Annotated in this window: 29 protein-coding genes and 1 pseudogene; 16 read left to right on the top strand and 14 right to left on the bottom strand. The window is 56.6% G+C overall.

Annotated elements, in window-relative coordinates:
- The first annotated feature begins 23 nt into the window (after positions 1-23).
- The 4 genes from HHUB_RS16830 to HHUB_RS16815 all read left to right on the top strand — a co-directional run bounded on the left by HHUB_RS16830 (position 24) and on the right by HHUB_RS16815 (position 3,380).
- Positions 24-527, top strand: coding sequence for a hypothetical protein (locus tag HHUB_RS16830; RefSeq protein ID WP_157534025.1), 504 nt, complete (start codon positions 24-26; stop codon positions 525-527).
- 121 nt (positions 528-648) lie between these two features.
- Positions 649-1,278, top strand: coding sequence for a hypothetical protein (locus tag HHUB_RS16825; protein ID WP_157534024.1), 630 nt, complete (start codon positions 649-651; stop codon positions 1,276-1,278).
- Between the two features lie 585 nt (positions 1,279-1,863).
- On the top strand, positions 1,864-2,715 hold the full coding sequence (locus tag HHUB_RS16820; RefSeq protein ID WP_143416452.1) for a hypothetical protein: 852 nt from the start codon (positions 1,864-1,866) through the stop codon (positions 2,713-2,715).
- Positions 2,716-2,717: 2 nt separating this feature from the next.
- Positions 2,718-3,380 carry a hypothetical protein gene (locus HHUB_RS16815; RefSeq protein WP_143416451.1) on the top strand — a complete coding sequence of 221 codons (663 nt, stop codon included), beginning with the start codon at positions 2,718-2,720 and terminating at the stop codon, positions 3,378-3,380.
- Between the two features lie 1,114 nt (positions 3,381-4,494).
- Here the strand turns inward: HHUB_RS16815 and HHUB_RS14360 are convergent.
- Entirely contained in the window at positions 4,495-4,665 is a 171-nt protein-coding gene (locus HHUB_RS14360) for a DUF5786 family protein (protein WP_059058716.1), read from the bottom strand.
- Between the two features lie 126 nt (positions 4,666-4,791).
- Positions 4,792-5,061, bottom strand: coding sequence for an amphi-Trp domain-containing protein (locus tag HHUB_RS14355; protein WP_059058714.1), 270 nt, complete (start codon positions 5,059-5,061; stop codon positions 4,792-4,794).
- Between the two features lie 276 nt (positions 5,062-5,337).
- Between HHUB_RS14355 and HHUB_RS14350 the strand changes: the two genes are divergently transcribed.
- Positions 5,338-6,684: a ribonuclease J gene (locus HHUB_RS14350; protein WP_059058712.1), complete on the top strand. Its 1,347-nt coding sequence runs from the start codon at positions 5,338-5,340 to the stop codon at positions 6,682-6,684.
- Positions 6,685-6,740: 56 nt separating this feature from the next.
- Here HHUB_RS14350 and HHUB_RS14345 read toward each other — a convergent pair whose 3' ends face one another.
- On the bottom strand, positions 6,741-7,139 hold the full coding sequence (locus HHUB_RS14345) for a hypothetical protein (RefSeq protein WP_059058711.1): 399 nt from the start codon (positions 7,137-7,139) through the stop codon (positions 6,741-6,743).
- A complete protein-coding gene (locus HHUB_RS14340; protein ID WP_059058710.1) occupies positions 7,136-7,783 on the bottom strand; it encodes a DUF7504 family protein in 648 nt (215 codons plus the stop codon). The genes HHUB_RS14345 and HHUB_RS14340 overlap by 4 nt, the downstream gene beginning before the upstream one ends.
- 816 nt (positions 7,784-8,599) lie before the next feature.
- On the opposite strand from HHUB_RS14340, the gene HHUB_RS14335 reads away from it, so the two are divergent.
- The 3 genes from HHUB_RS14335 to HHUB_RS16805 all read left to right on the top strand — a co-directional run bounded on the left by HHUB_RS14335 (position 8,600) and on the right by HHUB_RS16805 (position 11,010).
- Positions 8,600-8,917, top strand: a complete 318-nt coding sequence (locus HHUB_RS14335; RefSeq protein WP_059058708.1) for an RPA12/RPB9/RPC11 RNA polymerase family protein — start codon at positions 8,600-8,602, stop codon at positions 8,915-8,917.
- Positions 8,918-9,858: 941 nt separating this feature from the next.
- Positions 9,859-10,362 carry a hypothetical protein gene (locus HHUB_RS16810; RefSeq protein WP_157534023.1) on the top strand — a complete coding sequence of 168 codons (504 nt, stop codon included), beginning with the start codon at positions 9,859-9,861 and terminating at the stop codon, positions 10,360-10,362.
- 117 nt (positions 10,363-10,479) lie between these two features.
- A complete protein-coding gene (locus HHUB_RS16805; protein WP_157534022.1) occupies positions 10,480-11,010 on the top strand; it encodes a hypothetical protein in 531 nt (176 codons plus the stop codon).
- A gap of 511 nt (positions 11,011-11,521) precedes the next feature.
- Here the strand turns inward: HHUB_RS16805 and HHUB_RS16210 are convergent.
- Positions 11,522-11,791 carry a winged helix-turn-helix transcriptional regulator gene (locus HHUB_RS16210; protein ID WP_157534021.1) on the bottom strand — a complete coding sequence of 90 codons (270 nt, stop codon included), beginning with the start codon at positions 11,789-11,791 and terminating at the stop codon, positions 11,522-11,524.
- Positions 11,792-12,191: 400 nt separating this feature from the next.
- On the opposite strand from HHUB_RS16210, the gene HHUB_RS14330 reads away from it, so the two are divergent.
- Together HHUB_RS14330 and HHUB_RS14325 are read left to right on the top strand one after the other, a co-directional pair.
- A complete protein-coding gene (locus HHUB_RS14330) occupies positions 12,192-12,611 on the top strand; it encodes a helix-turn-helix transcriptional regulator (protein WP_059058706.1) in 420 nt (139 codons plus the stop codon).
- A gap of 1,085 nt (positions 12,612-13,696) precedes the next feature.
- Positions 13,697-14,665 (top strand): hypothetical protein, encoded by a 969-nt coding sequence (locus tag HHUB_RS14325; protein ID WP_059058704.1) that lies wholly within the window; start codon positions 13,697-13,699, stop codon positions 14,663-14,665.
- Between the two features lie 482 nt (positions 14,666-15,147).
- Here the strand turns inward: HHUB_RS14325 and HHUB_RS14320 are convergent, their stop codons facing one another.
- Both HHUB_RS14320 and HHUB_RS17395 read right to left on the bottom strand, forming a co-directional pair.
- Entirely contained in the window at positions 15,148-15,468 is a 321-nt protein-coding gene (locus HHUB_RS14320; RefSeq protein ID WP_059058702.1) for a hypothetical protein, read from the bottom strand.
- 246 nt (positions 15,469-15,714) lie between these two features.
- Positions 15,715-17,406 carry a FecR family protein gene (locus HHUB_RS17395; RefSeq protein ID WP_238324084.1) on the bottom strand — a complete coding sequence of 564 codons (1,692 nt, stop codon included), beginning with the start codon at positions 17,404-17,406 and terminating at the stop codon, positions 15,715-15,717.
- A gap of 257 nt (positions 17,407-17,663) precedes the next feature.
- On the opposite strand from HHUB_RS17395, the gene HHUB_RS14305 reads away from it, so the two are divergent.
- The gene (locus HHUB_RS14305; RefSeq protein WP_059058698.1) at positions 17,664-18,626 is read left to right on the top strand and encodes a hypothetical protein; all 963 of its coding nucleotides are present in this window, start codon (positions 17,664-17,666) and stop codon (positions 18,624-18,626) included.
- Positions 18,627-18,844: 218 nt separating this feature from the next.
- Positions 18,845-19,405, top strand: coding sequence for a TATA-box-binding protein (locus tag HHUB_RS14300; RefSeq protein WP_059058696.1), 561 nt, complete (start codon positions 18,845-18,847; stop codon positions 19,403-19,405).
- A 94-nt stretch (positions 19,406-19,499) separates the two neighbouring features.
- Here the strand turns inward: HHUB_RS14300 and HHUB_RS16800 are convergent.
- Positions 19,500-19,580: pseudogene (locus tag HHUB_RS16800) on the bottom strand (PadR family transcriptional regulator); the annotation flags it as partial.
- A gap of 46 nt (positions 19,581-19,626) precedes the next feature.
- On the opposite strand from HHUB_RS16800, the gene HHUB_RS16205 reads away from it, so the two are divergent.
- Together HHUB_RS16205 and HHUB_RS14295 are read left to right on the top strand one after the other, a co-directional pair.
- Positions 19,627-20,178, top strand: a complete 552-nt coding sequence (locus HHUB_RS16205; protein WP_082687281.1) for a type IV pilin — start codon at positions 19,627-19,629, stop codon at positions 20,176-20,178.
- A 116-nt stretch (positions 20,179-20,294) separates the two neighbouring features.
- Complete coding sequence (locus HHUB_RS14295) at positions 20,295-20,555, top strand: hypothetical protein (protein WP_059058825.1); 261 nt, start codon at positions 20,295-20,297, stop codon at positions 20,553-20,555.
- A gap of 184 nt (positions 20,556-20,739) precedes the next feature.
- Here HHUB_RS14295 and HHUB_RS14290 read toward each other — a convergent pair whose 3' ends face one another.
- The 6 genes from HHUB_RS14290 to HHUB_RS14265 all read right to left on the bottom strand — a co-directional run bounded on the left by HHUB_RS14290 (position 20,740) and on the right by HHUB_RS14265 (position 24,364).
- A complete protein-coding gene (locus tag HHUB_RS14290; protein WP_059058693.1) occupies positions 20,740-21,648 on the bottom strand; it encodes a hypothetical protein in 909 nt (302 codons plus the stop codon).
- The gene (locus HHUB_RS14285; RefSeq protein ID WP_059058691.1) at positions 21,645-22,385 is read right to left on the bottom strand and encodes a hypothetical protein; all 741 of its coding nucleotides are present in this window, start codon (positions 22,383-22,385) and stop codon (positions 21,645-21,647) included. Before HHUB_RS14285 ends, HHUB_RS14290 begins: the two co-directional genes overlap by 4 nt.
- Positions 22,382-23,245: a hypothetical protein gene (locus tag HHUB_RS14280; protein WP_059058689.1), complete on the bottom strand. Its 864-nt coding sequence runs from the start codon at positions 23,243-23,245 to the stop codon at positions 22,382-22,384. The genes HHUB_RS14285 and HHUB_RS14280 overlap by 4 nt, the downstream gene beginning before the upstream one ends.
- A gap of 134 nt (positions 23,246-23,379) precedes the next feature.
- Positions 23,380-23,775 carry a hypothetical protein gene (locus HHUB_RS14275; protein WP_059058687.1) on the bottom strand — a complete coding sequence of 132 codons (396 nt, stop codon included), beginning with the start codon at positions 23,773-23,775 and terminating at the stop codon, positions 23,380-23,382.
- Positions 23,775-24,152 carry a hypothetical protein gene (locus HHUB_RS14270; RefSeq protein WP_059058685.1) on the bottom strand — a complete coding sequence of 126 codons (378 nt, stop codon included), beginning with the start codon at positions 24,150-24,152 and terminating at the stop codon, positions 23,775-23,777. Before HHUB_RS14270 ends, HHUB_RS14275 begins: the two co-directional genes overlap by 1 nt.
- Complete coding sequence (locus tag HHUB_RS14265) at positions 24,152-24,364, bottom strand: hypothetical protein (protein ID WP_197570665.1); 213 nt, start codon at positions 24,362-24,364, stop codon at positions 24,152-24,154. The genes HHUB_RS14270 and HHUB_RS14265 overlap by 1 nt, the downstream gene beginning before the upstream one ends.
- Before the next feature lie 198 nt (positions 24,365-24,562).
- On the opposite strand from HHUB_RS14265, the gene HHUB_RS14260 reads away from it, so the two are divergent.
- Positions 24,563-24,760: a hypothetical protein gene (locus tag HHUB_RS14260; RefSeq protein ID WP_059058682.1), complete on the top strand. Its 198-nt coding sequence runs from the start codon at positions 24,563-24,565 to the stop codon at positions 24,758-24,760.
- Complete coding sequence (locus HHUB_RS14255) at positions 24,757-26,583, top strand: transposase (RefSeq protein ID WP_059058680.1); 1,827 nt, start codon at positions 24,757-24,759, stop codon at positions 26,581-26,583. The genes HHUB_RS14260 and HHUB_RS14255 overlap by 4 nt, the downstream gene beginning before the upstream one ends.
- Positions 26,584-26,585: the final 2 nt, after the last annotated feature.

Below are 26,585 nucleotides of genomic sequence, written 5' to 3'. Positions count from 1 at the left end.
TTTGGAATATATTACTGAATTGTATGGAAGATTCTAACCCGAGGTACAAGGTTCCCAGTCAGTGCCCGGAATGTGGCACGGATATTAAACAGGTTTACGATAGTTCTGATTCGAGAACATTATATTGCGGCCAGTGTGACGAAGTCATCGGCGTTGTGAGTGGTGATGAGCCCTTTGAACTACCTTCTGGTGTGGAGCTTGTTGGCGAGGTATTTACCGGGGGTAAAGAAGATATCTGTGGCGGGTTTTCCCCCGAAAATCACGAACCAGACTATGAATTTCAACCAGGGGATACAGCTCCTGGAGTCCTACTTCCGTTCCAGAGTGGAGCAGAGGTCCTATTCCGGAACCAAACTCTGCTTTGGAAGCATAGTGACACAAAGTGGAAGCACTACCACATCTGGTCTCCGAATGATAGCACAAAAGCAGTCTTAGGTGGGACCGCTACACAAGACGACCCGTTAATTAGATGGGCACATCCAGTACTCCTTCACGGATTTGACGCCGTACACGATTTAGAAGACTGAATACCTAGGTAAACCCGCTCGTGTGTATGAGCGCGACAAACCCATGTCGGTGGCGTCTCGTTACTCAAGTATAGTATTGAAATAGATGGTTATAGGAGTTGATTCTATAAGTTTTCAGTTGATGCATCACGATATGGGCGAATCGGATGAGGAGGACGGGACTCGTCCCGACTCTTCGACGAATTTAGACGGCGAGAGTCTCGAGTTGCTAAAAGAGAAGTACATGGTTCTCCGTGAAGAGACCCATTTACGTATTGAGCTACAGCAAAAGCGGCTAACCGGGGGCGTAACTGTTATTGGTGCAATTATTGGATACGGGCTTCTATCGGGAAATCACGCGGTGATTGCAGTCACACCATTTATTCTGGGTTTGCTCTATATCGAATCTGCCCGAACATATCGCCAAATCGGAGCGCTCGCACGGCATCTCTATGCAATCGAGGAAGACCTCAAAACAGTAAATAGCAAATTTAACTGGGAACACGAATACGGCGGGTTCTTCGGTGTCGGAAATGGCTTGATAGATCGATCTTTGTACCGCGTCCCAACCTATGCCTTGATAACTGTAGCAGCCGCCGCGTACATCGCTCTCGCCATAATCTCTCTCCGATTCTGGCCTCCGGAATTCGGAACTTGGCCAGGGAGGATCACATTGATTACCGGTATAGCTCTGTGGACCGCGGTTATCCTAGTGGCGTGGTATTCTGCCCACAAATACATTGGACAACTACCAGAGACTACCTCTGAATGAAGGCGTAGGACGCCACACCACCACAATAATTCGCTCGCCTTCGTGCGGGGTCCTGATTATACGAGTGTGAAGTATGCACCCCTCGCCTACATACTGGGGATGCGCGCCTGCGTTCACATTGGATGTCGTACCCTTTGGCGTCGGTCGCCGATTAGGAGGAGTTCAAGCCTGAAGGGTTTTTCACATGGGTATCGTCGGCGCGGTACTGCGTGTCAACGTCACTGCTCTCGCTGGCAGGCGTCCTTTAACCGCACCAGCGTTCTGCTGTAACTACTACTCACTGGCTGGTGTGGCTAAATCCACCAATACAAAACACGCCGCACACCTCAGCCCGACTTAGCCGAAGTTGTCCCTTATACAAATAGCTACACACCGCCTCTGATTAGGATAGTGCCCCAAAGACGACTAATTAAGAAGAAATTCCCTCAACCAACTTAAACCGATTCGCATACACTTTAGTGCTTGACGAGATATAACCTGACAACGCGTAATCGAAGTCCTCCAAATAGTATGACACAACCAGATAGCTCAGGCGGCAACACGTACGATTTGGGAGCCTCTGAGTATCTAGTATACCGTGTTTTGATGGAACGGCGGGAACAGGACAATCAGGAGACTGGTCGAACGAAGTTTTTCAAACTATCCTGTCTCACGGACCGCCGGCTGATAGAGAAAGAAGGCGTCAATATTGGATTTCCTCGCCACTGGTACAAATATGGCGAGGTAGTTGAAGAACACTCGATAAACCCCGCAGTTATCTTCGCGCCTAGTGCTAATCACCAAGAAGGGCAGGCGTACTATCCAGCTAATCAGGTTAGTGAGGCTGACTTCTCTCTTGAGGAAGACCTGAAAAACGCCATATTCAGAACTGCAAATTCTGTTGTTCAGGAGCATGGCACGAAAAACCGGAAGCAGCTAGAGCAACTCCAGTATCGTGAATACGCTCACGATGAGTTCATCAGAACATATAGCGACCTTAGATGGCATCTCTCTGCTGAATCGCAGGCTCATGAGGAAGGACTGAAATCGTTAGACCACTTCTCCTCCGAACTCTCACAAACCGAAGAACTGCTAAATGAGATGTTCCGTACGTATCCTGAGGAGGAGTATGAGGAAGTCTATCACTACTTCTTGACGTGGGAAGATACGATGCGGATGCTCGTTGAAGAGAATGCGCACCCTGGGAGACAATTAGCATTCTTGGAGTTTTTCATCGAGAAGCTAAGTCAGATCACTCTTCGGTTCCTCTATCGACAGAATATCCCAGAAAGACGCTTAGAGTCTTGGCTAGAGGAGAAGCCAAAACACATCGAAGAGTTAGATACAAGGCTAGAATCTGTTCGTGAAGGATTGATCGAAGAGCGCCCGACAAGCGAGATATTTTACGAACTCTCAGACAGTTACGACCAAGTTATCTTGACTGAATCCCACCAATAACAATGTCGGATAATGCTTTTCTTGATAAGGGAATTGTTCTAGGTTTTTGTTTTCCTGTTGACCTCCATCATCAGAAATGCAGAACCTATCTCAATGGAGGGAAGGATTTCTACCTTACTGAACATATTGACTCAATATACGAGGCAAAACGGAAAGAGAAAATCAAACAACACCGGAGTGCCGTCCTGAAACACGCTAGATATATCGACCAGAACTACGATTCAGAGATAGGCCCCATGGAATTGAGGGATGTTCGTCGCCACCTTGATAGAAAGGATAGTGGAGCCGCAGAGTATCTAAAGGCGTACTACGAGGGGAAGCAATTTGCTAACGCACGTGACGTAGTCGAGGAACTTCGAGACTTCGCTCGTGGGATGGAGTCCCATGTGAGCGACCGTAAAAAGGAATTTGATAGATTGGTTGTCCAGTGGAACCGAGAAGAGGATTATCCAGACTTACACGATGCTCTCAAAGATATTCGAGAGGATAAAGAAGAGGACTACTGGGTTTGTGTTGATGCCCACGATTTAGCGAAGAGAACATCTGGGAGCACCGAGCTTGCGACGACGGATATTGACGATTTAGCAAATGATGGACGTGAGTCGTTAATAGTGAATGAGACAGAGATTGATTCGGTAAGTGGAGTGGCTATCACTGGTAGTTGAAGGTGTAGGGTATTGAACTCGCTCCTCAGGCTTGACGCCGAGAGAACTGATTTTCGAGATATACACACGAGATCGAGAATCCCGTGTGAACGGGTATTCGGAAAGATTCTGGGGCTTACGTGGTTTGGCGCGGATTCTCTGAGGAGTTGGGTTGCGAGCGTCCTAGTGTTCACACGGTCCGGCAGTTGCGGGTAGCTTAGGTTGGCTCAGTCAATATCGTCTTAACCAACTGCGAATAGGGTTGTTGACTCAAGGAAATCGTTGAGGGACAAACTGGAAGAATCACTGGAAGATGGGCCACCTGACGACGACTGGCTAAGAGAGGCTTCTACTGATTTGACGCTCACCGACTACCTACAATTACCACCAGAAACAGAGGACAGTAAGTAACCAGACAGAGCGAATCTAATCGCTGTCGTATTCAACTTGTAGCCCTATTAAGCGGCTATTGCACCGGACACACTGGTGAAGAGAAAGCGCACCAGAAAATAACCTTCCGCGCACTATATCTTCGGTATTTCTCCAATAAGCGCCGGTGATACGGGTGGTATCGTTTTCTGTGAGTCTACTAGTAGTTACGGTATATGGAACGCCGCTCCTTGAAAAATCCCTCTGTGAGTTTGGCTACTCCACATCAAACTTCTACTAGCAGCTCCTCACTGCACCGAAACTCTGTATTTTCAGTAAATGAGCTAGACTAGCTACCATCGAAGCTAGCCAGTAGCTTCACGATGTATGCCAAAACACGAGCAGAAACGTATCCACGCGAACACTCGGTTCGATACCTACCAAATACAGCGAAGAGCGCCCGTCGACGGTTTCTTAGAGTTTCCCTGACTGCCGGAGGTCCGACATCTGAGATTCAGTGAGAATTGTCGTCCCACAGTCCGGACACGTCACGTCCCGAACGTTGTGCGGGGACAAGTCGGTGTCTCGGCTTCGGAACTCGCAGTCCGGGCACTCGACGCCGGTCGCTTTCCCACCGAAGAAGACGACACGCTCACGAAGCACGTCATCTAGAGGCACCTTGGACAGTACGTACGCCCTCGGAAAATGAATTGTGTTCCCGGAACGGGTACGGGATTCTAGTACGTGTCTCCCGGAGTTCTGCCCGTTAGTCGTCTTTGATGTCTTTGAGCTGGTTGACGAGGTCGTCCGTCGAAGCGTCCGTCTCGAAGTGAACGTCGCCCTCGTGGTCGTTCTCGTGGACGTTGACTCCCTTGTCCTCGTCCGCCTCGACGTTCTGGTCTTGTTGTTCGGACTCGTCGTAGCTACCGAAACCCATACGACTACGTTCGTCGGACTGAGGCAAAAGGTGTACGATGTGTTCTTCTATCCCGGTGAGTTCGATATTATCAAATTCCAGCTAGCTGGTGGCCGCCGTCACCTCGAGGATGAACGAAACAGACGCTCACTCGATGGTGAACGAGTCGGCTCCTTCCTTCCACTCAACTTCCACCTCGATGCTGGTTTCCGTTTGGCCGCCAGACGACGGAATTTCCTGCTCGACTTCGACCTCGAATCGGGGTTCGTCCGGCACGGTCACCGTCGTTGACTCGTCATCAGTTGACAACGTAACGTCTTCACCCGTTTCAAGTTTCTCCGCAAGCGTGCGGAGTGAGTCGGCGATATCGTCCTGCGTGCGTCGCGATGAGACGCGGAAAATCGTTTCTTCGGGCATTCCGTGCGGAAAGACGACACGAACTAAGGAAAAACAACTGGCCGCTATGTCGAGGGCTGTGCAGGGGACTCGTTCCCGAGGTATTTACGTGGCGGGCACCTACAGTGAGGTAACCGAAACACGCGTCGTCCCCGAGTCGGGTGTCTACGCTGGCTGAATACGGTCATCGGCCGTCACACGCCGTTGTCCGCTGTTGTTGCTAGCGTTTGTTTCCCTACTCTCCTCTTCCGGGCGTCCTCCTGACGGAGTACTGGGACTACTCTGATCGGACCTACTATGGAAATCGAAATTGCGACAATCGGCGGCTACGAGGAAGTCGGTCGGCAGATGACTGCGGTCCGTGCCGGGGACGACATCGTCGTCTTCGACATGGGGCTGAACCTCTCGAAGGTACTGATTCACGACAACATCGAGACCGAGGGCATGCACTCGCTGGACCTCATCGATATGGGCGCTATCCCCGACGACCGCATCATGAACGACCTCGAGGGCGACGTGCAGGCAATCGTGCCGACGCACGGCCACCTCGACCACATCGGCGCAATCAGCAAGCTCGCGCACCGCTACGACGCGCCCATCGTCGCCTCGCCGTTCACGCTCGAACTCGTGAAAGGCCAAATCGAGGGCGAGCAGAAGTTCGGCGTCGACAACGACCTCGTGGAGATGGAGGCCGGCGAGACGATGGATATCGGCGACGACGTCGAACTCGAATTCGTCAACGTCACCCACTCCGTCATCGGCGCTATCAACCCCGTTCTCCATACGCCGGAGGGCGCGGTCGTCTACGGCCTCGACAAACGCATGGACCACGACCCGGTCATCGGCGACCCCATCGACATGGAGCGCTTCCGCGAAATCGGCCGCGAAGGCGAGGGCGTCCTCTGCTACGTCGAGGACTGCACCAACGCCAACCGAAAAGGCCGTACGCCCAGCGAGTCCGTCGCGCGCAGCGAACTCAAGGATGTCATGCAGAGCATGGAGGACTACGACGGCGGCATCGTCGCCACGACGTTCGCGAGCCACATCGCGCGCGTGAAGAGCCTCGTCGAGTTCGCTCGAGACATCGGCCGGGAGCCGATTCTGCTCGGCCGCTCGATGGAACAGTACTCCGGCGCGGCTGAACGCATCGGCGCTGTCTCGTTCACGAACGACCTTGGGATGTTCGGGCACCGCAAGAGCGTCGACCGCGCGTTCGAGCGCATCATGAACGAGGGCAAGGAGAACTTCCTGCCTATCGTCACCGGCCATCAAGGCGAGCCGCGCGCGATGCTCACCCGCATGGGTCGTGGCGAAACTGCATACGACCTCGAAGAGGGCGACAAGGTCATATTCTCGGCGGGTATCATCCCGGAGCCGACCAACGAGGGCCAGCGCTACCAGAGCGAGCAACTGCTGCGGATGCAGGGCGCGCGTATCTACGATGATGTCCACGTCTCCGGCCACCTCCGGCAAGAGGGACACTACCAGATGCTGGACACCCTCCAGCCCGATCACCTCATCCCCGCCCACCAGAACATGGAAGGATTCTCTGGGTACGTCAGCCTCGCGGAGAGTCAGGGCTACGAGGTCGGCCACGACCTCCACGTCACCTCAAACGGCAATACCATCCAAATCGTCGAATAACACCGCCGAGAGTGCAGAAGTCGTATCCACGCTCTCGGGTGTTCTCGCGTCGCGTACTACAAGAGCCGGCCGATGGTTCGACGGAGCGACTGGAGAACAGACTCTTCTCTGAACGACTTGATCGTCCGTTGGACTGCGTCGATGCTCGGGTCGGACGCGGAGAGTTTGTCTCTCCGGATTTGCCGCGTGAGGTGCGGGATGAACGACTCGGCTGCCGACGTGACTGTCTGACACGAGTCGTACCGGTCCACGAGATAGTCGTGGCGGACGTTCGTCGGTGTTTCCGTCGAGAGTCGGAGACTATAGCCGTCGCCGTCGGGGACATCCGGGACGATTGTGACGATGAACGTGGTGCCGGTCGATGTCCGATAGTAGCACTTCGTGGGCGAGCGTAGCTGGTCGGCGGGCTGCTGGACGCGCCATTCTGCGGGAACGTCGATGTCGGAGTGTGTCATAGCTGGTGGGTCGTCGGTTCGTACTCGAAGGCGGGTTGGTCGGCAGCTCGCTCTCGAACCCAGAGGACACCGTCAACGTGTTCAGAGAGCGCAGCGAGCGTCGCTTCGTCGTAGTTCGTGTAGTCGAAGCCGAACAGACAGAGTCCAGAGGACGACCGGTATGCGCGGATTCGTTCGAGGACGGTCGTGATGCGCTTGACGGGATTGGCTTCGAGTAGCAGCGAGAGCGAGCGAACGACGAGATGGCGGCGAGCTGGCGACCGAACCGAGGATTCTGTGAGGTCGGCGAGCGCGACGAGGAGGCGTTCAAGGTCGTCCGGGCCAGTCGTGGAGAGAATCGGAATTTCGTCGTATGGTGCGCCGTACGCAGGACGGGTTCCTGTTGCATCGACCAGTTTGAGAGCTGGGCGTTCGCTGACGCCGGTCCGTGCAGCGAATGCTTCGATGGTTTCCGTCGCGGGCGTCGCCGTCGTAACGACGATAGCCGTATCCAACCCGGTTCCGAAGGTTGCGAGCGCTTCAAGGTCGATGTCGTAGTCAGCTGGTGACCCGGCTGTGGCGACGAGAACTGTCGCGCCAGTCTCGAAGATAGCAGGGAACTGACTGCCGTACCCGTCGTCAGTGTGTGCGCAGCTGCTGTCCATTCGGCTTACCGGTCTCCGTGGCGTGCTGGGTCGGCCGGTGTTCCTGCGAGGGTGGTGAGTGTCTGCTCTGGATAGTAGCGGGCCTCACAGGACGGGCAGATGGCGACCTGAATTGGTTGTTCCGTCTCTACTGGGAGTGGGAGGTCCGTCGCGGGAATCGTTCGTTCGGTGAGGGCGCTCCCACAGTCCGAACAGGGGAGGTCTGTTTCGTTCATGAGTGAATGCGGCCGGGTTACGTCCCGTCGGGGGCACCCACAGACGAGCCGGAACGAGGATGACGCAGTTGGGAGGCGGCGAGTATGACTCCCATGGTACGGCGGACCGATTGGGGGCGAAGAAAGGACGGGACGAACCCGAGTTAGTTCAAGAATGTCGTACTGGCACTAAATAGGTTTCGTTGAATCTGCACGAGTATTGATAAACAACTGGGAGAGTTACAAAACCACAACAGATAACAGTAAGGGGACTCTCAGATTGAATCGAGAGACACCACCCAGTTACGCGATTGGGTAGTTGGAGCGTCCGATGACGCCATCGGTGGCTGAGGACATTGCCATGTGTAACCCGACGAACGTAGCCGTCCACGGACGCCATACGTGGACTTGCCTTTCTGTTGGTCCCGGTCGGGCGTCTGCTCCCCGACGTGGACCTTCAATCGCGTGGTCCGGTGACCGTTTGAACGACCGTCTGCAACCACCAAACACAGTTCTTGCCTAATTCAAATAACTCAGTACAGCCAGCACGAGCAGTTGCCTGAAATCCACGACGGATTAGAAATTAACACATATATTCGACAACCGTGTACCCCCACGATATATGAACTTCTGTGATAGGTGTAGTTCGATGATGCGCACGGAGGGCGACACGTGGGTGTGTCGCTCCTGTGGGAACGAGGAGCCGCGTGACTCGCAAGCCGAAGCCGCGATGACGACCCAGGATGGACAGCGCGACGACGGGGCACCCGCCGTCGCCGACGCGACCCAGGACGCCACCGAGACGATGCAGGAGCCCTGTCCGGCCGACGACTGCGACAGCGACCGGGCCAACTACGAGATGATACCGAAGCCCGGCGGCTCCTACGAGGTCCGGCTGTTCACTTGTGTCGAGTGTGGCCACAAGTGGCGCGACTCTTGACGGTGCATCTCTACGTATCGGATATTCTACTCGGTACCTCGGTGTGTAGAAAGCAAATCCAGAGCTGGTGAATCACACACAAAATTTCCAGTATATAGCCCTGAAACCGCGAAAACTCGGCATATCTTGCCTGCTACAAATCTACTAGTAGTTACTGTATTTGGAACGCCCGCTCCCTGAACGTCCCTCAGAGGATGCGGCCGACCCACACCGCGTTTATACTGGTATGACGCTATTTCCCTAGAACCGGTCTATCGCTAAGTACACCCTCTGTACTTAGCTATTCATAGGATACCCCGAAAGCGGATTTCCGCGTGAACCTACGGGGTTACGCGTTAAGAGAACTGGTTTCCGAGATGTACACACGAGATCGGGAATCCCGTATGAACGGGGATTTGGGAGAATTCGGGGACTTACCTAATTTGGCACGGATTCTCTGAGAGACTGGGTCGTGAGCGTGTTAATGTTCACACGGTCCGGCAGTTGCGAGTAGCTTAGTCTCCTCAATCAATACCGTCTTAACCAACATTCCAGAGTATTCGCAGTTACTGTTGGTTAAGACTGAATGCGAGAGTACCACCGTTCTGACGAGGGAATCTGCGGACCCATCGCTACGCGGTGGTTCAACGTGAGAAGTCGCTGTCCCGTCATTGCGAGCAGTCCGAACAGCCACCTAACGAACGTAGTGTGCATATAGCGCCGACAAGCAACACCCAATTAGTTCCGATGATGACTGCCCGATCTGGCTAACCAACACTCGCTGGCAGAAAGGCCGGTTGTTGGTTAGCAAAAGCACTCGAACAGAACGCGGAGCGTGTGGCTAAGGCCACCAATCCAAAACACTCCCCACCGTTCTGCAGCCGCACTCGCAACCGGCTCCACAGAGGTATGCAAAATCATTCTTTGCCCACTTTTTTGTTTCACTGCACCTCACTAATCATATGGCTGACCGCTATCAGGACTCAGATGACAGTACCCGTCTCAGAATGCGGGTTTCTCATCTGGAAGAAGATTGGGAATCGATACTTGATGAATGGGATGACTGGGGAAATATTGGAAGTGTAAAAGATGAATTATTCCAGCTAATAATCCAAACACACGCAGTAATAGAGGATCTTTCAACGCATCTGATTCTGGTGTTTGTAATAAAGGAAGAGTTCCAGAATGGCGCATTTGATTACTTGTATTCGGGTATGAGTCAGGGCCACAGAGAACAGCTTCTTGTTAACTGTGGTATTTTATCTAAGCAGACTCAAGGAAGGTTAGCGAATTTTAGGGGACTACGTAACGAAGTCGCCCACGGGACGCACTTTCATTTGGACTGGTGGAGAGATGATGTGCCTGAACGGATGAATATCGCGTTCGAGATATTGGATAGAATGACAGATGCATTTACCGACCGTGAACTCATTGACGACATCTATGCAGGAGAGGACGCTATCTAAAGCCGGGAATTCTACTGCTTCAGCACCTCTTCCAGATAATGAGTCAAGGATAAAGCACTCACAGAGGTCGATTGACCTGAGCAAGTTGTAAGAGGGTTCAACTAATCGCTTCCGATAATGGACAAGCAGGAGCAGAATATTGAGGTCAATATAGATGGAGAGTCACCCCGACTTAGACGCCTAAGGCGACAACACGAGGATATTCGGCATACTCTTGACCACCACTTAGGTGACTTCGAGGAACAGGCTGAACGAGCAAACAGAATCGCCCGATTCGATGGAATTATACTTACAATATTTGTCGGTCTTCTCTCCTCTACAGGCGTCGACATTCCCCTCAATCTGTTTGTGATTATGTCTTCTGGAGCAGTATTGCTACTGGCTGCAGTTATTCTTGGTCTATGGGAACAACGTGGAAGGGAGGTCGATGGTGGTCCCAAAGAATCAACAATAGATGTGGCAAACGCCCACGATATGGGGGAGGAAAAGTATTTAGAATGGATTCTCACTACTGGATACTCTGATTGGGTCAAAAATGCCAGAGGTAAAGCAGGTGAACGGGCCAAGGATGTTGAGACAATTGCTCGTCTATCGATAATAGGCCTAACACTCCTACTTGGGGGAACTCTTTTAGTTCCAGTCGTGTAAGACAATAACATGAGCGATGACGAGGAGATCCCGGAGGCTGAAGGAAGTACGATGCAAAAAGGTTCGACCGACGCCCTGAGTGCAAATCAGGGCAGCGAACCCGAGGATGATGATGAATAGCTGGTAGCATTCCAATAGGTCACTGGATTTCCGTCCTTTCTCCCGACCTAGCCGGACACCCACGGGGTTACGCGTTAAGAGAACTGGTTTCCGAGAGATACACACGAGATCGGGAATTCCGTGTGAACGGATATTTGGCGGCTTGCGTGGTTTGGCGTGGGTTCTCTGAGAGGCTGGGTTGAGAGTGGGTTAATGTTCACTTGGTCCGGCAGTTGCGGGTAGCTTAGGTTGGCTCAGTCAATATCGTCTTAACCAACAGACCAGAGTATTCGTAGCTATTGTTGGTTAAGACTGAATGCAAGAGTACTACCGTTTTGACTCGGACCTGTGAACCCATTGGCGGCGTTTTGCTACACTTCTACCATCGTCAACGGAAGAGCAAAATTAACAGCTACGAATTTTCGAGGTCGGTAGCAAAGTCGGCGTCTGTGTCTTCGAGGAATCGCTGTCCAGCATCAGTGAGCCACCATGCTTTGGCATTTCCAATCTTACGTGAGTCGAGAACCTTCTCTTGTTCAAGAGTGGTGAGTCTGCTCAGGGTCCCTTGAAGACTGTATGAGAGCTGATCAGCTATATCCGAGGTTGAAAGAACAGGATCGTCAGCGTCTCGAAAGAGAACCAAGATTTCTCGGTCAGTTGTGTCAGGAGGTCGGCCACCCATACTGGCTTTCTCTGTGGCCCGGCCATAAATTATCAGGTGTCTGTTATTTGCTTCAGTGGTTGAGCTAGTTTCAGCAAAACAAATAAGTGGATTACTACAAATAACTGAATTAACGAGGCAATCTGCGGACTCGTCGCTACGCGGTGGGTCCACGTGAGAAGTCGCGGACCCCGCTGCTCGGACAGCGGGCCCGCATGGAGCCTCGTAACCCGGTACGAAGCTCATGTACGATTCGATTGCACGCGCACAAGAGCGTTCCGACGCACAACTCTACAACTGCCCCCGCTGCAACACCCCACTCAACTCCATCTCACGCCGGCCGTCGGGCGAAACGAGTGCAGAGCCGTGTGGGTGCGCACTCGAAGATATCCCACTGAAGGCGTTCGCGGAACCCCAACCCGTGACGGATGGTGGCCAGCCAACCACCCAGCAGGATGGTGAAGCGACGAACTACACGGAGTTGAGCGGGTTCCAGCGGGACGCGCTCGCCGCTGCCTACGAACTCAACGGCCGGCCGGATGAGACAGCGTACGGGCTGGCAATCCGGGAGCGACTCGAAGCGACCGGCTACAACCAAATCACTCGTGGCCGCCTGTACAAGAACCTTGATCAACTCGTCGAAGCCGGCGCTCTCGAAAAAACCACCGACGAAAGGGACGGCCGCAGTAACCACTACACGCCGACGAAACGCGGGCTCGAATTCCTCGAAGCGTACGTAAGAACCCTCACCACGCAACTGGATATCCACGCCGAAATCACCCTCACCCAGAGCAACACAACTCACCCAGAACACCGAGACGACCGGGGGGTGCGTCGGTAATGCCAGCCACACACCCGACCTCCCCCGACCAGCGGGTTCTGCGTGGGCCGCGAGCCCTCACGCGGTCGGAGGTTGCGTTGGGGATGGAGACGAGTGCGTCGCCGCGGTTGTTTGCAGTGCGGCGAGCCGACAGCGTGGGCGAGCAGCCACGCATTCACGTCCAATACGTCTCCCGTGACGGAGAAAGCCAAACGATGCGAACATACCAGGGGCGGGCGGTCCGGGATGGCGTTGATTGGCACGCCTACAAGGGTGGGTTTCACGCGACGATCCCCGCCCAACCATCAACCCCAAGCCCAGAGACCGCAATCCCAAGACTCCGCGAGTTAGTGGCGCGCCTCCATGGGGGTGGCGTGTAAGATGCCAGTGACGCATTTGGAGTGCGGGCACTGTCATCGCCGCGACTTCGCGAACCCAGAGGACCTCCGCACGCATGTCCGGGAGGACTGCCCGCAAAACCCCCATACCCTCAAGAGTGAGCCTCAGGAGACGCGGACGTGCCGGGACTGTGGCGAAGTCCGGCTCCGGAAGAACCTCACACCCACGCCCGAGGGGTATCTCGTCTGCCCGAGCTGTCGCGCAGTCGTCGAGGCCTACACCGGGATTGACCTCACCGATCCTAGCGCGTACGTACTGCGGTTGCGGACGAATCGAAGCAACCACCACACCGTCCACTTACCCAGCGATGACAGTCCAGTCCACCCACGCTGTACTCCACCCCAGATTGACGCGCCAACGTACCAGCCGATAGCTCGCAAACACGTCCCCGACCACTACCACGTCTGCCGGAACTGCCAACCCAACACCACCACAACCAACTCCAAGACGACTCCCGACTCCAAGCCGACTCCCGAGTCCGAGCGTGAGACTGGGGCAGCATCGACGCGCGTGTGGTTTGGACAGGACGGCGATGCCTACCACGCCGATCTCGGTGGAATTCCCGCCTGCCCGGAAGTGCTGCCGTTCGTCGACGAACACACGCTCGCAGACGCACGCGACCACGACAAACGACCATGCGGGTCCTGTGAGCCACCACAGTACCCACCACGGCAAGCGGAACCCACGGCCAACAGGGGTGATCATGCGTGAGTACGAGTGACCAGCCAGATGCAATTACGGACGCCCGCGAGCAGTTCCAGAACGGGAATCCCGAAGCCGCCTTCGAGACCCTCACCGGGGAAGTCCAACGCCTCCACGACCGCGTCCGCGACCTCAATCGCGACTACGAGCACGCGGTTGCGAAGACGGAACAACTACAAGACGACGTTACCGACCTCGAAGCGAACCTGGAGGCGAAAGACGAGACCATCGAAGCCCTCCAAACGGAGACCGAGCAGCGCAAAGCCGCGAACGAACGCCTCCAGGACCGCATAACTGAGCTAGAAGCTGACAACGACGCCCTGCACGCGGAAAATGACCGCCTCCAGGACCGAGTAAGTCGTCTTGAAGACGAACTTGACCGGCGGCCCCATATTGAGTGGGCTGGCCCCGACCCAACGGAATTAGCTATTACGTCCTCGGAGGCAGGCAACACGGTCAAACCGTACCAAGCGATTCGCGACCGCGTCGAGGCCGATACGCACGAGCTGCTTGAAGAACGCGTCCAACGCCTCGAAGACGGCGAAGCCAACGTCGTCGTTCGCGGTGAGTTCGACGGCGACGAACTTCCTATCGAGCGCAAGATTGCCATGCGGAAAGCCGGCGGAGACCTCTCCGCGAACAAAGCCCGCGCTACGCTCGTCTTCCCGAAGTTTGGCGGCCACGCAGACACGAGAGGAGGCTCGCAGCTCGTCCTCTCCTCCAGTGACGTGCGAGCGATCCTCCGGGAGACGACCGATCGGAGTGAGTGGCCGAATGAGACGATTAAGCGGACGATGCAGTGGACGGCGAAGCTCACCTCCCATCGCGACGAGAAACACGACTGGGGCGCGCGTGACGACGAGAACCTGCTAACGCTCCGGCGTGGCCGGGATGGTGAGTTGGAGTTAGTTGCGGACATCGACGAGTATCGTGAATACTATGCGGAGTTGGAGGAGGCCCAGAAACACGAGTAGGCGTAGGAACGACCGGGCCGGCGTCACTGTGTTGTGACGCCGGCTCAGCGGCCGGGTGTGATGACGACGATCGACTCGAACTGAGCCGATCCGAATCACACCACACGACCCACTGTATTCCGCATCTGGCTACCGGTAGGTGTACTCACAGCCCGTACTCACAGCCCTTGTTTTGGCGGGATTTCGCGGCGATTCGTTTCGTCGCTGGTGTCACACCCATCCCGGCCTCCGGCGTCACAACACTGTGACGCCGGCAGTCCCCCAGACGCCAGCCCACATTACCCAACAAACTCGAATCCCACCACCGAATGTTGGTTAAGGAGAGTCAACACCTGGAATGGCGTCCGCCGCAATCTGTCCAGCCGAAACGGCCGTCTACTGATTCACAGGCTGCACGTCAGTCGATACCAGATTGTCACAGGCACTCTCGACATCTCCGTTTGGGAGGGTTCCCCTCTCGATGGAATTCGTTGAAGGAGCGCTCAACAGCGAATATCGGAGCTTTGCAGGATTGCCGGGCCGCTTTCGGTGTTGTACCGGAAGACCATGCGAGGGCAGATCTCAGTCCGGTCCGTTCCATCAATATCGAGTATTTCTCCCCGTGTCGTCTGGTCGTCGACAATCCCGTGGATGACCACGGAATCGTACTTAGCGTCTGGCTCTCTCTCGACAACCTCGCGCGTTTCTGGCGGGATCTCACGTGAGGCCCACTGTCCGAGCCCATCGCCCGTTTCAACGGCAACATGGAATACGTGGGCGTCCTCCGTGGCATTCTCGATCGCTATTTCGAGTGTCGGAACCATGGGCGTATCAGCGTTCCAGCCAGCACAGCCAGCCAGTAGCGCAAGTCCCCCGAGACTGCTCGTCTGCACCAGAAAGCGGCGTCGTGTGGAGGGCACGTCGCACAGATACCAGGAACACCCGTATGAATATTGTCGTTCCTACCACGAGGGCGGCTTTAGCTGAAATTATAACCCTCCCGTCCCTGAATTCGAGCTCTCACCCGAATAATCCGTTATTTGGGCTTTGTTTAGCGGGTGCTGCTGGAGTTATTTTGCGTCTCGGTCCAGTGTTGGATTGCCGTCGTCCAGAGCTGTGCTGTGGCTGGGGTTGTCGCGGAGAAACTGGTCGAAGTCATCGTAGCGACCCTGCTCATCCTTCCAGACCTCTTCAATTACTGAGCTATCTTCTACCACCGCATACTGAGGGTTCTCCGTGCCGCCATAGATTACGTGGTTGTTTTCTTCATCTCTGAAGAGCTTGTCCAGTATCTTGGACTGGTTGTATAGTTCCTGGAAGTCCGCATCGTTCTGATTATATGTACGCAATTTTTCAGTAAAGTCCTGGAGGTATTCTGTAGTCATTCCTAAGGAATTCTGGTCTCTGGCTGCTATACCCGCAGCGTCCTCGGGATGGAGCGAGGATGCGATGTTTCTTACGGTGACTGATGCTTTTCTTTTCTCTTCTTCAAAGTTCCATCTTTGGCTGTTGCTGTAGCCGTCCCATCCGAATCTGAGTGGGTGCCAGTATTTGTTGAATTCTTCATGATCCGGGTTGAGGTAGTTCGAATCCTCGACTAAGGGATGTCTTTGTTCGTGTATGGTTTGTGGAGTACTTGTTACTGGATTGGCGACGGTTTCCATTACTCGGAGTTCGTCACTGCCATCGGGGTTCTTCCCGTAGATTAGGCCGTTTCCGTGTGAGTCGAGGTCGAAGTCCCACCCGTGTGCTTCTAAATTGTTGTTATTTTTCTGTTCGATCGCTTGTTCGAGTGTCGGTGCATAGATGAAGTCCTCATCACTCCTTGGACCGATATCGGTTTTGATGGCCTGCCAGTTGAATAGGTAGGTGTGTAGTCCATCAAGCGCCTCACCTACTGTTTCTGCGTTCGCGAACGTTTCGTAGTCAAAACTACCACCATCTCTGGTTTGAGAGTTCCACTCCCCGTTTGGATAAGTGGTTACACCTTTTTCTCCGTTCTTTATCGCCTGTATCTCCGGGTCGCCTGTATCTGTGCCTATGCTTTGGATAAATTGTGTTGTTTCTATATTAGGGTCTGTTTTTGGGTCTGGAGAAAGTTCTTCGTAGTCGTTGTCGTGTCGCCATTCGAGTGCGACGAGATCGACGCCGAGTTTGTCGAACCCTACGTGTTCGTGGCTGCTGTAAGAGCTGAAGACTGGGTCGTCTTCGGTGAATCCGCCGCGGTCGTCGAGATAATTTGCTTCGTCGCTGTTGGTCTGGATTGTCTGTCGGAGTGCTTCGTTTCGTTCCGGAACTACATCGAGTTTGTAGTTGCCCGGCACCGGTTTCCTTGCGGTCGCCGTATCCGCTACTGTAGTCTCGTTTTTTCGAGCGTTCGCCGTGAACTCTTGTTCGCCGGCAGCCATCTGGCCGGGCTGAACGGTCACAGAATCACTATCCCACTGCCCAGACTCTCTGTTGATCTCGACGCTGCCGGTACTAACTGTGACCTGTGACGGGGCGCCGCTCGTCTCGACAGTGAACGCGGCCTGAAAGTCCTCGATGCGATGGTCGTCCCAGAGTGGAGGGAGCTGTGCTGGCTGGGACTCAGTCAAGATACTGACCGTGATATCTGCGTCGCCACTACTGGTTCCCGTCTGCGCCGACCTATCCGGCGAGGAGCCAGTGTCTGTGAGGCGATTGCAGCCGGCGAGCCCGGCGGTCAGACCAACCCCAAGCACAGAGAGGACATCCCGGCGGGTTGGAGGCGTCTTGTCCATACCGAGTGCTTTTGCTGGAACTACATAAACGTCGAGTAGCCAATACAACGCCAAGAGAAGGGGGCCGACAAGCGGTGCCGTGACAGTTGTTGGCAATATGATCTACTTTATCAGTAGTTGAAAACACGGGATTGGTTATTCAGTGGTTACCTAGTAATTATGCGTGGAGCGGCATACGACGCCGTCCACGCGAATAAAGCAATCGTATTTGCAACAACTGTTAATGAGATCGGGCATGGTAGCCCCCTCTGTGAAGCATGAAGCACCCTGACTTCAACGCCAGCCGCCACGACATCAGTGCCGCCGTTATCGCCGGCGCGCTGGCCGCCCTCCTGTCCATCCTCCTCACAGTAAGTCGGACAGCTGCGACAAACCGCACGCTCGGACCACTCCCGGACCTCCTGCCAGGCCTCCTAATTAACTGGGTCGGGACAATCCTTGTGTTCGCGCCGTTACTGCTGGCTGTCCGCATCTTCGTCCGACAGCCGACACGCTGGTCGGTCGCTGCTGGCGCGGCCCTCGTATACGTTGTCGACCTCCTCGTAACGCTCGGGACGGCCATGCTAGGTGGCGCTATCTTGTCATCCCCCCTCTCTATCCTCGTGGCGCCCCTCGAGAGCGTTGTAACCGTTCTCGCGATTGCGACTGCAGTCTGGCTCGCCTACCACGACGGGTACGACTGGCTTGTCACGAACCTCGAAAACGTGGTAGTCGCGGAGTCATCGTCCGACCCACAACCTGTGCTGGTCGCTGACACACACATCGCCCCACGCCTCACGGTGCGGCGCGGCGTCGTCGCAGCCAGTGTTGCTGCACTCGTCGCGGTCATCGGCCTCGTCACCGCGAGCTGGATCACCGCCCTCCTCACCGCACTTGTTCGGAGGGTAACCGCCGACCCAACCGCCATGACCGTCTCAACCTGGGCTCTCAACGCTGGAATTCCACTCGGAAACACACCAGTTCGGTGGCTATTCGAGGCGTCGTTCCTCCTTGCGGTACTGTTCGTCACCGGGCCACGTCTTGGCAGGCGAGCCATCGCGAAAGCCATCATCGTTGTCTTCGCTGTCCAGTCAGCACTCGAACTTGCACCGATGGTTCGGCCACCGTTTGAGCCGGTCTACCTCCTCGCAACCCCGGGCCCAATCTTCACACCGCTGGGCGACGTCGTACTGCTATGCGGTATCGCCACCGCACTCTGGATACATCCACTCCCCTCTTGATGCAGTAGGATTCTAGCCGGAGCGGGCTGAATCATTCGAGGATTAAGCCCGCGGCAATGCACTAGATAAGTGACGTTCTCTCCGCCGTGAGCGGCGGGGGCATTCACTGCGAGAGAGATCTGCCTTTGGAGGTTTCAGGCCGAGTTAGCCGTTGAGGGTCTTACCAGCGCCACACAGTTCCACCTGCTATTTAAGAGTTTGTCCGACGAATACCGCGTATGAGCACGCTGGCGGACACGATCGAAATCCAGAACGTTGTTGCATCCAGTGATCTCGGCCAGGAACTCGCTCTTGACCAGCTCGGTATCGACCTCAATGGCGCGGAGTACAATCCAGAGGACTTCCCTGGGGTTGTCTACCGCCTTCAGGAGCCGAAGTCAGCCACGCTGATATTCGACTCGGGGAAAGTCGTCTGCACCGGCGCGCAAAGCGTCGATGGTGTTCACAAAGCCCTCGAAATCGTCTTCGATGACCTCCGTGCGTTAGGGATTGATGTTGCGAGCAATCCTTCTGTTACGGTGCAGAATATCGTCTCCAGTGCGAGTCTCGAACAATCGTTGAACTTGAACGCGATTGCGATCGGCCTGGGCTTAGAGCAAGTCGAATACGAACCCGAACAGTTCCCCGGGCTCGTCTATCGTCTCGACGACCCCGACGTTGTCGTCCTCCTCTTCGGCAGTGGGAAACTCGTCATTACTGGCGCAAATGAATCTGAGGATGCACAGTCCGCACTGAAACACGTCGAAGACCGCCTCACTGAACTCGGCCTGCTTGAGTGAGTCCACGGAGCTACCGAGCGCCTCCCACGCGAAGGAAGCCGTGTTGCTGGGGCGAGTGGCATCTACCTGTCCCTGATCGCTTGAAACAGCGATGTTACTCGGTGAGGTCGACGTACTGGGTTTCCCAGTCGCGACGAGCAGCAATTTCCCGTTCTCCACGCCTGGTTAGCGTATAGATGACTATAAACTAATTTGTACAGGACTAATAAAAGGAAACCACGATGGGTTCGTCGTCACGAGCGGTTTCACCGGTTATAGGGAATATTTTCCTGGTCGCTATCGTGGTGCTCCTTGCCGCGACAATTTCGGTGTTTGCACTTGGGTTTGCTGACCAAGTTAATCAGCCCGCGCCGATTGTCGGTCAATCAAGTGGCGAATTGGTCCCTCAAGCGGGGAATGATGATGGAATTATTCGGATAACTCACGTTGCGGGTGACACGATACAAGTGTCCAATATGGAAGTCGTTGTAGATGCATCGGGTGCCTGTGGGAAACAAGGTCGATTAGTTGACCTGCCAGTATCCTCCGGCGGTAATGATATCGACCAGTCAAATATTGAGGGGGATGATATTTTCGACCAGCGAGCATATGGCTGGGACGGCGTCCCTGGCCCGAACGCGATTCACAACTCGGAGTACGCACCGGGCGATGAAATCGCATTCCGTATTATTGGTGGCGCTTGCCCAATTACTCAGGGGGACGAGATTACTGTCCGTGTCGTCCACACACAGACGCGCTCAGTTATCATTGAGGAGACGCTGACTGCGACGTAGACGTTCTCAGATGTCAACGGCCCCGCGTACGGTGGGTCAGGGAATCCGCCTTGCTACCTAGTTTGAAGGATTCCAACTGAGCCGGATTTTTCTTTTTGGACTGAGTATTGATGATTATGGACTGGGTGACGCTTCTGGCGGGCGGCCTCTTTGTGGTTGCGTGGCTTATCGTGGTGTATCAATCACGCACGGAGAACTGGATGGTGGGACGAACCGTTGGCTGGCTTGTGTTTCTTGGTGGTGCAACCATTGGAGCGTTCTACGATGAGGTTGTCTCCGGTGAGTCAGCGCTTCTCCCGTGGATCGAACCAATTGCCGCCCTCATTATGTTCCTCGGAATCGGTATTGCAGTGATGCGTACGCGAAGTAGACAGTAATCGGCTCAAAGAAATCCCCATACCTAATATCGAAATTCTACAAGAAAAAGTGGATAAATCGGCCCTCATTCGTCGATATCAGTTGTTGTGAATACGATTTCTTTATTCACGGAACCGCGTGATGTTTAGTCGCCGATTCACCTGTCATCGTTCGGATTTCTCACTCCGCTATTTCGCCGTTCTTCTATGAGTTCTTACACTGATCTGACCGGGGTTCGACCGGCTTCACTTGGAACTCTCCGAAGCCGTACTTCGAGTGACTGCCGACCCGAAGGATGCCGCTCTTCGCGGTCTCGATGGGGCGGTCGCCCTCGTACTTCACGACCTGCCCGTGGTCGACGGTTTGGAGCTTGTAGACCTCCCGTTGCTCGAGGATCTTCTCCTCTCGCTCACGGAGATCGCGTCGGCTCTCCTTCCACCACCACGGGACGTCCTGGTCGGCGGCCTTGGGGTACTCCGACTCCAGCACGAACGGCGTCGTCACCTCCACGAGGAAGGCCTCGCCGTCTTCGAGCCGGGAGTAGTCCAGATCGTCGAGGTCGACAACCTGCGTGTCCTTCAGCCGCGTGATGCCGTAGCCGTAGTTCCGTTTGCCCCCGAACTGGAGGCCGTCAAGCACGTCCTCGCCCAGCGGGAGCGCATCGGGGTCATCGGCGTGCAGGTAGGCGTTGATGTACCACTTCGTCGTCTGCTGCTGCTTGCGAGCGTCCTCCGGCTTGCCCATGATCGTCTCGTGGGACAGCGCCGGGTGCCCGCTCTGCGGGCGGATGTCGTGGGTGTTCAGCGCGTCTCGCGGACGGCTGTCGAGAAGCCAGCGATGGGCCGGGTTCCGCATCAGGAACAGGTCATCGTAGCTCTCGACGTCCGGGAGCCCGCTCCCGAGGTACGGTCGGATGCCGCTCTGTGAGTGCTCTTCGGGGAACGTCCCGAACTGGCCGGGGACGAACACCCCGTGACTGGCGTGGAGGTGCTGGTGGACGTCGTGCGGGACGTGCTGGCCGAGTGCGTGGAGGATCGCGTTCCCCGAGACGTAGTACGGGTGGCCGATGTAGTCCATCTCCAGCTCCCACTGGACTTGCTGGATGCGCGTCACTGGTCGAACACCTCCCGGAAGTCCTCGATGTACTGGAGCGCGGTCGACCACGCGCCGATCCGGCGGAGATTCGCGTCCAGCACCATGTCGTACTTGTCGTGATCGGCATCCAGCGGGTGTGCCTCCAGGCGGTTCCACGCCGACGCCCACGACCGCCAGGGGCGACTTCCGAGGCGGGCCGACGGCTGGCCTCGGGCGTCGACGTCGATCCGCAGGGCGAACTCCTCGCCCGCGTAGACCGTCTGGTGAGGGACGATCTCGTCGGCGTCGTCGACGACCAGCCGGAGGTCGGCGAACTCGTGGCCGTCGCGGTAGTTGTCCAGCAGCGCCGCCACGAGGAGCGTGTGGTACTTCAGACTCGTGTACGGGTAGTAGACGCTCTCCGTGAACGCCGAGACGACGTTGCTGTCCAGCCACGCCCGATGCATTGTCTCTGGGTCGTCTTCGGTCAGGAGTTCTCTCACGGCGCTCTCCACGCCGTTGCGCGTGAACTCCTGCGGGTCGTACCGACTCTCGCCCTCGATGAGCGACAGCCGATAGTGTGTCTCGTGGTTCTCGACGGTCTGCTCAGGCTGGCCGCTGGGCCGGCTGAGCGCCGACGCATCACCGTCCGCGCCGTGGGAGACCGTCTGGTTCACGGGAACGCCTGCGAACGTCTCTGGGGCGTAGTCGTGAGGCTGGCCGTTCATCTTGTGCGCATCGTGGCGGTAGACCGCCACCATCGCGTCATCGCTCATGGTCCCTCCTCGATGCGCTCCTCGAGCGCGTCGACGAACGCCGGGCGGTACTCTTCGGCCCACTGGTCGTCCTTCTCGCCCATCGCGTTCGTGTTGCCTTTCCCGCGGTCGAAGACGCGCTTCAGTTCGCGCTCCTCGTAGAGCGGGTTGATGAGCTCGCAGTCGACGATCCCCGCACCGAAGTTGCGGGCACCGCCCAGCTGGTGCATGAAGTCCGTCTTGTGAGCATCGAGGAAGTCGATGCCTTCGGCCAGCAGGCCGATGAACTCCGGCTTCATCTCCCGGAAGGAGAGGTGCCAGCAGCCATCGAGGTTGGCGACGGCGTCAATCTCCGCGTTCCGCAGCGGTTCACGGTTGTCCTCCCGATTGCGGGAGACGACGTTCCGGTTGAGCCGGCGGTAGTGACCCTCAGCCTGGCCGCGCGTGTAGTCCACGCTGGAACGGACAGGGTTGAACTTGATCGGGCGGCGCATCACCTTGCCGGGGACGCCACCGAAGCCACCGAAGAGGTCGAACACCACACAGCCGTCGTCCTCCTTCGGGTCGTCGGTACACGCGCCCTTCTCGTGGTAGCCGGCGTCCAGGTCGCGGTCGTAGACGCCGTCCTTCATGAAGTTCGCGTTGGCTTCTCCGGGATGGCAGGCCGTTCCGCCGTACTCCTGAACGGTTTCCTCCATCCCGTGACGAAGCCACCCCGAGAGCGGGAAGGCGGGGATGATGCCGCCGATCTGGTTCTGCGGATCGTCGTCCTCGTAGTTGCCGTTTGAGGCGTGGTGCCGGTCAGTCATGATGCTGTCTCCGACCACCAGTAGGTCGGTCTGAATCCGTACGAACACGTCGCGGTCGATGTCTTCAATCATAATTTTGTGAGGGTTAGCGTGTTTCAAGCGCCGCTTCGACCGCCTCAGCCGAGGGATACGAAACGCCGCCGACGCGGTACTCCGTGTAGTTCTCGCCGTTCTCCGTGCGGACGATACGGGCTGTGATGCGGGGGCTATTCATCGGCTTCCTCCCTCGCGGCGTGCGCCTGTTCCAGCAGGTCGACGGCCAGCGCCTCGGCCTGTTCCGCGGAGAGATGCACGAGCGTCCCGACGGACTCATCGTCGTCGGTACTGACCTCGAAGCCGAGCGGGACGCCACCGCGACCGACGGAGTAGGTTTCGACGGTGCCGGTCGGTTCCTCACACAGGGCGTCGAGTTCAGCATTCACCAACCCCGAGCGGACGTGTGCGAGGTTGCGCGTCGTCTGGTAGGCCCACCGCTCGGCGTCGTCACGATCTGCCAGTTCCAGCAGACGGTTCTGCTGGTCGGCGATCTCGATGTCGGGGACATCGCCGGCAGCTGCTCCGGCGACCGCCGCGGCCGTTTCCAGGAACTCGCGGCGCTGCATCAGGCGTCACCTCCACCGAGGTTGCCTTCGGCAGCATCGGCGGCGACCACCAGCCGGGCGGCGAGGTCGCGGGCGTCGTCGGGTTCGAGGCCGGTGCCGACCTCGATGGGGCCGGACCTCCACCGGAGTCCGACGCCGCTCCAGCCGTTCTCTTCGTGAACGCCTTCGACCTCGAGCGGGCCGTCGTTCATGTCCGCTGTGACGTGGACGTTGTTCAGCCCGCCTGGAACGGAGCCACAGTCCGTGACCGAGTACGTCCCGTCGTCGGTGACGCTCCGGTCTTCGACGATCTCCTCGGCGCGACCCGTGTCAGCGGTCGCGGCCTGTGGGAGCGCAGCGAGGGCGGCGGTCGCGGCGAGGAATTGACGACGCTGCATCACAGACCCTCCTGAACCGTGTCGCGCGCCTCGATCAGACGTGCTGTCCACGCACCGGCTTCCGCAGCACTGATGCCTGGCACGTCGCTCCAGTCGATGTTTTCGTGCTGCTCGATCAGTTCCGCAAGATCGAGGTCAGCTTCCACGTTTTCGGTGGTCGATTCGTCCGTCGTGCCGGAATCCTGAAGTCCGGCGGATGTCTTCATTGACATGCTTCGTCTCCACGAAGCACGGTCGGACGGGCTGCAACCCGTCCCGGCCAACTTCTGACCGGCGTCCCGTGCTTCTTACCAGAGACATGTATCGCCGCGACAATAAAGGTTAGGTTATAAGCTAATGTGGTGCTATGAGCTAATCTTTATGGCGATATAACCTAATGTCTAAGTTGTATGCCACCAACGAATGGCGGTATGGGAGTTACGGCAATCATGACTAAGACAGATCGTGACCGTATCAGCGGAGAGGTAGACGTCGCCGACAGCAAGCGGTACGAGTCCGCTTCACGCGTGCGGCAACGAATCAGCGAGCTGGAAACCGATGCCGAGATTCTGAAGAAGAATCACCCAGATCTGTACGAGGAACTCCGAGAGGCGGTTTGTGACGAATGAGCGACGAATCCGACGAGAACCAAACGGAACTCTACCACTTCGCCCGCGGGGCGTTCGTCGATACCGACTGGTTTCCCGGCGACCTCGACGAGAACGACGACGTGGTCCGAGTCTCCGAAGCAGGCCAGTTCCCCGAGTCGTACTACCTCGAGGACGGCGACTGGGGTGCTGCCCCGCTGGTCCCCGGCGACGACCCGCCCTACGAGGGGGTGAACCTCCCGCAGGCGCTCTACGCCGCCATCCACTGGGCCGACGGCGATCTCGCCCGCGCGATTGGCCGGCTCCCGCTGCGGGATCTCTTCATCGGCGTCGAGGAACACGAGGACCTCTCGCGCAAACTCGACGCGCTGGAGTTTTTCCGCGTGTACCTCTACCTCCGGCTGACCGATGAATCGGAGACGGATGTGGCGAAGAACCTAGATGACGCTGAGTTCCGGGACCGGCTGAAAGTCACGGAGACGGTGAGCCAACCCACGCTGAACCGGCTCGGCGATCGGCTGACCGAACGGCAGATGCGGTATTTTGACCGCGTCGTCGCGCAGGTCCTCACTGCCATCAAGGACTCTCACTACGCCGACCAGTTCGCTGATCTGCCGTCGCCGGACACTGAGGAACGGAAGCCACCGTACATCAAGAGGCTCAGCCGTGAACTCCGAGCTGAAGTCTTCCGACACCTCAGCTTCGACCGCGACGACAGTATCAGCTTCAAGCGGGACTTCCTCCTGCGGGTATTCGTTAGCGCGGCGATCCACGACATCCACATGAACCAGGCGTGTGAGAACATGGAGTTGAAGCCGTGGATCGGCGCGGATAACTCGGTCGACCCGAGTAACGTCCGGCACCAGCTTCTGAAGTTCGACCCAGACACCGTCACGCGAATGTTCCGACAGGCCAACGGTGCCCTGTTCGACATCGCTTTCGAGCACGAGTACTTCGACGACACCAACGAGGTCGCCATCGACAGTACGGACTGGGGGTGGTACGGACAGGGTGACGCCAGCCGAGACATCCAGAAGACGAAGCCCCAGCGGAACTTCTACTACTCGTGGCAGTTCACCACGCTCGCTCTCGTCGGCACGAACACGCCGATGACGATGCGAGCCGTCCCGACGCGGGCAGACACCGACAAGGGAACGCTCGTGCGCCGGCTGCTCCGGTACGCCGCGCAGGTGACGTCGTTCAACCGGGCCTACCTGGACAGTGGATTCTATACCACTGACTCGGTGCGTGCGCTCGAGTCGACCGGGACGGGGTTCATCATCCAGGCCCCGGACACGGGTCAGAAGATCGAGGGGCTCCAGCGGCTCGCAGTTGCCAAGGAGAGTGAGGCTGAAGCGGTGCCTCACGGCCTCGGCGGGATCGACGACGAGAAGCACTGGTTGTTCACTGTGAAGTCCCAGAAGCGGTCACGACTTCGTCAGGGTGAACCCGATGATCCGACCGACAACTGGATCATCTTCTACACGAATATCCCGCTTGATGACGACGACGTCGACCCGTTGGAGCTGGCCACCGACTTTCGCAACCGCTGGGGGGTCGAGACGAGTTACCGGAAGCTCAAGAACGACTTCTTGGCGCAGTCGGGATCGCCCCGGCTAGCGACCCGGATGTTCTACTTCAAGTTCGCCGTCCTCATGTACAACATGTGGACGGTAGCGAACGTGCTGGGTGCCGAGGAACTGGATCATGATTTGAGTTCGGAGAACTTCGTCAAGGCGAACAGATTCACCCGCGCGTTCGAGGACGATGAAGTGACGTTAGATCTTGCTGATCCGCCAGAAACATTAGATTCTTCTTGGTTTTCACAAGGCACCAGTCATTAGCG

This window comes from Halobacterium hubeiense (genome assembly GCF_001488575.1).
Lineage (GTDB): Archaea > Halobacteriota > Halobacteria > Halobacteriales > Halobacteriaceae > Halobacterium > Halobacterium hubeiense.
This window is presented reverse-complemented; position numbering and strand designations above follow the sequence as displayed.

What these genes read in the sequence shown, in the direction of transcription:
- HHUB_RS16805 (WP_157534022.1), top strand. Translation starts at nt 10,480, where the DNA reads ATGGACAAGCAGGAGCAGAATATTGAGGTCAATATAGATGGAGAGTCA.
- HHUB_RS16810 (WP_157534023.1), top strand. Translation starts at nt 9,859, where the DNA reads ATGGCTGACCGCTATCAGGACTCAGATGACAGTACCCGTCTCAGAATG.
- HHUB_RS14340 (WP_059058710.1), bottom strand. Translation starts at nt 7,783, where the DNA reads ATGGACAGCAGCTGCGCACACACTGACGACGGGTACGGCAGTCAGTTC.
- HHUB_RS14335 (WP_059058708.1), top strand. Translation starts at nt 8,600, where the DNA reads ATGAACTTCTGTGATAGGTGTAGTTCGATGATGCGCACGGAGGGCGAC.
- HHUB_RS14320 (WP_059058702.1), bottom strand. Translation starts at nt 15,468, where the DNA reads ATGGTTCCGACACTCGAAATAGCGATCGAGAATGCCACGGAGGACGCC.
- HHUB_RS14360 (WP_059058716.1), bottom strand. Translation starts at nt 4,665, where the DNA reads ATGGGTTTCGGTAGCTACGACGAGTCCGAACAACAAGACCAGAACGTC.
- HHUB_RS14280 (WP_059058689.1), bottom strand. Translation starts at nt 23,245, where the DNA reads ATGATTGAAGACATCGACCGCGACGTGTTCGTACGGATTCAGACCGAC.
- HHUB_RS14295 (WP_059058825.1), top strand. Translation starts at nt 20,295, where the DNA reads ATGGACTGGGTGACGCTTCTGGCGGGCGGCCTCTTTGTGGTTGCGTGG.
- HHUB_RS14285 (WP_059058691.1), bottom strand. Translation starts at nt 22,385, where the DNA reads ATGAGCGATGACGCGATGGTGGCGGTCTACCGCCACGATGCGCACAAG.
- HHUB_RS16205 (WP_082687281.1), top strand. Translation starts at nt 19,627, where the DNA reads ATGGGTTCGTCGTCACGAGCGGTTTCACCGGTTATAGGGAATATTTTC.
- HHUB_RS14265 (WP_197570665.1), bottom strand. Translation starts at nt 24,364, where the DNA reads ATGTCAATGAAGACATCCGCCGGACTTCAGGATTCCGGCACGACGGAC.
- HHUB_RS14255 (WP_059058680.1), top strand. Translation starts at nt 24,757, where the DNA reads ATGAGCGACGAATCCGACGAGAACCAAACGGAACTCTACCACTTCGCC.
- HHUB_RS16820 (WP_143416452.1), top strand. Translation starts at nt 1,864, where the DNA reads ATGGAACGGCGGGAACAGGACAATCAGGAGACTGGTCGAACGAAGTTT.
- HHUB_RS14355 (WP_059058714.1), bottom strand. Translation starts at nt 5,061, where the DNA reads ATGCCCGAAGAAACGATTTTCCGCGTCTCATCGCGACGCACGCAGGAC.
- HHUB_RS14275 (WP_059058687.1), bottom strand. Translation starts at nt 23,775, where the DNA reads ATGCAGCGCCGCGAGTTCCTGGAAACGGCCGCGGCGGTCGCCGGAGCA.
- HHUB_RS16825 (WP_157534024.1), top strand. Translation starts at nt 649, where the DNA reads ATGCATCACGATATGGGCGAATCGGATGAGGAGGACGGGACTCGTCCC.
- HHUB_RS16815 (WP_143416451.1), top strand. Translation starts at nt 2,718, where the DNA reads ATGTCGGATAATGCTTTTCTTGATAAGGGAATTGTTCTAGGTTTTTGT.
- HHUB_RS14300 (WP_059058696.1), top strand. Translation starts at nt 18,845, where the DNA reads ATGAGCACGCTGGCGGACACGATCGAAATCCAGAACGTTGTTGCATCC.
- HHUB_RS14270 (WP_059058685.1), bottom strand. Translation starts at nt 24,152, where the DNA reads ATGCAGCGTCGTCAATTCCTCGCCGCGACCGCCGCCCTCGCTGCGCTC.
- HHUB_RS16830 (WP_157534025.1), top strand. Translation starts at nt 24, where the DNA reads ATGGAAGATTCTAACCCGAGGTACAAGGTTCCCAGTCAGTGCCCGGAA.
- HHUB_RS14260 (WP_059058682.1), top strand. Translation starts at nt 24,563, where the DNA reads ATGGGAGTTACGGCAATCATGACTAAGACAGATCGTGACCGTATCAGC.
- HHUB_RS14305 (WP_059058698.1), top strand. Translation starts at nt 17,664, where the DNA reads ATGAAGCACCCTGACTTCAACGCCAGCCGCCACGACATCAGTGCCGCC.
- HHUB_RS16210 (WP_157534021.1), bottom strand. Translation starts at nt 11,791, where the DNA reads ATGGGTGGCCGACCTCCTGACACAACTGACCGAGAAATCTTGGTTCTC.
- HHUB_RS14345 (WP_059058711.1), bottom strand. Translation starts at nt 7,139, where the DNA reads ATGACACACTCCGACATCGACGTTCCCGCAGAATGGCGCGTCCAGCAG.
- HHUB_RS17395 (WP_238324084.1), bottom strand. Translation starts at nt 17,406, where the DNA reads ATGGACAAGACGCCTCCAACCCGCCGGGATGTCCTCTCTGTGCTTGGG.
- HHUB_RS14350 (WP_059058712.1), top strand. Translation starts at nt 5,338, where the DNA reads ATGGAAATCGAAATTGCGACAATCGGCGGCTACGAGGAAGTCGGTCGG.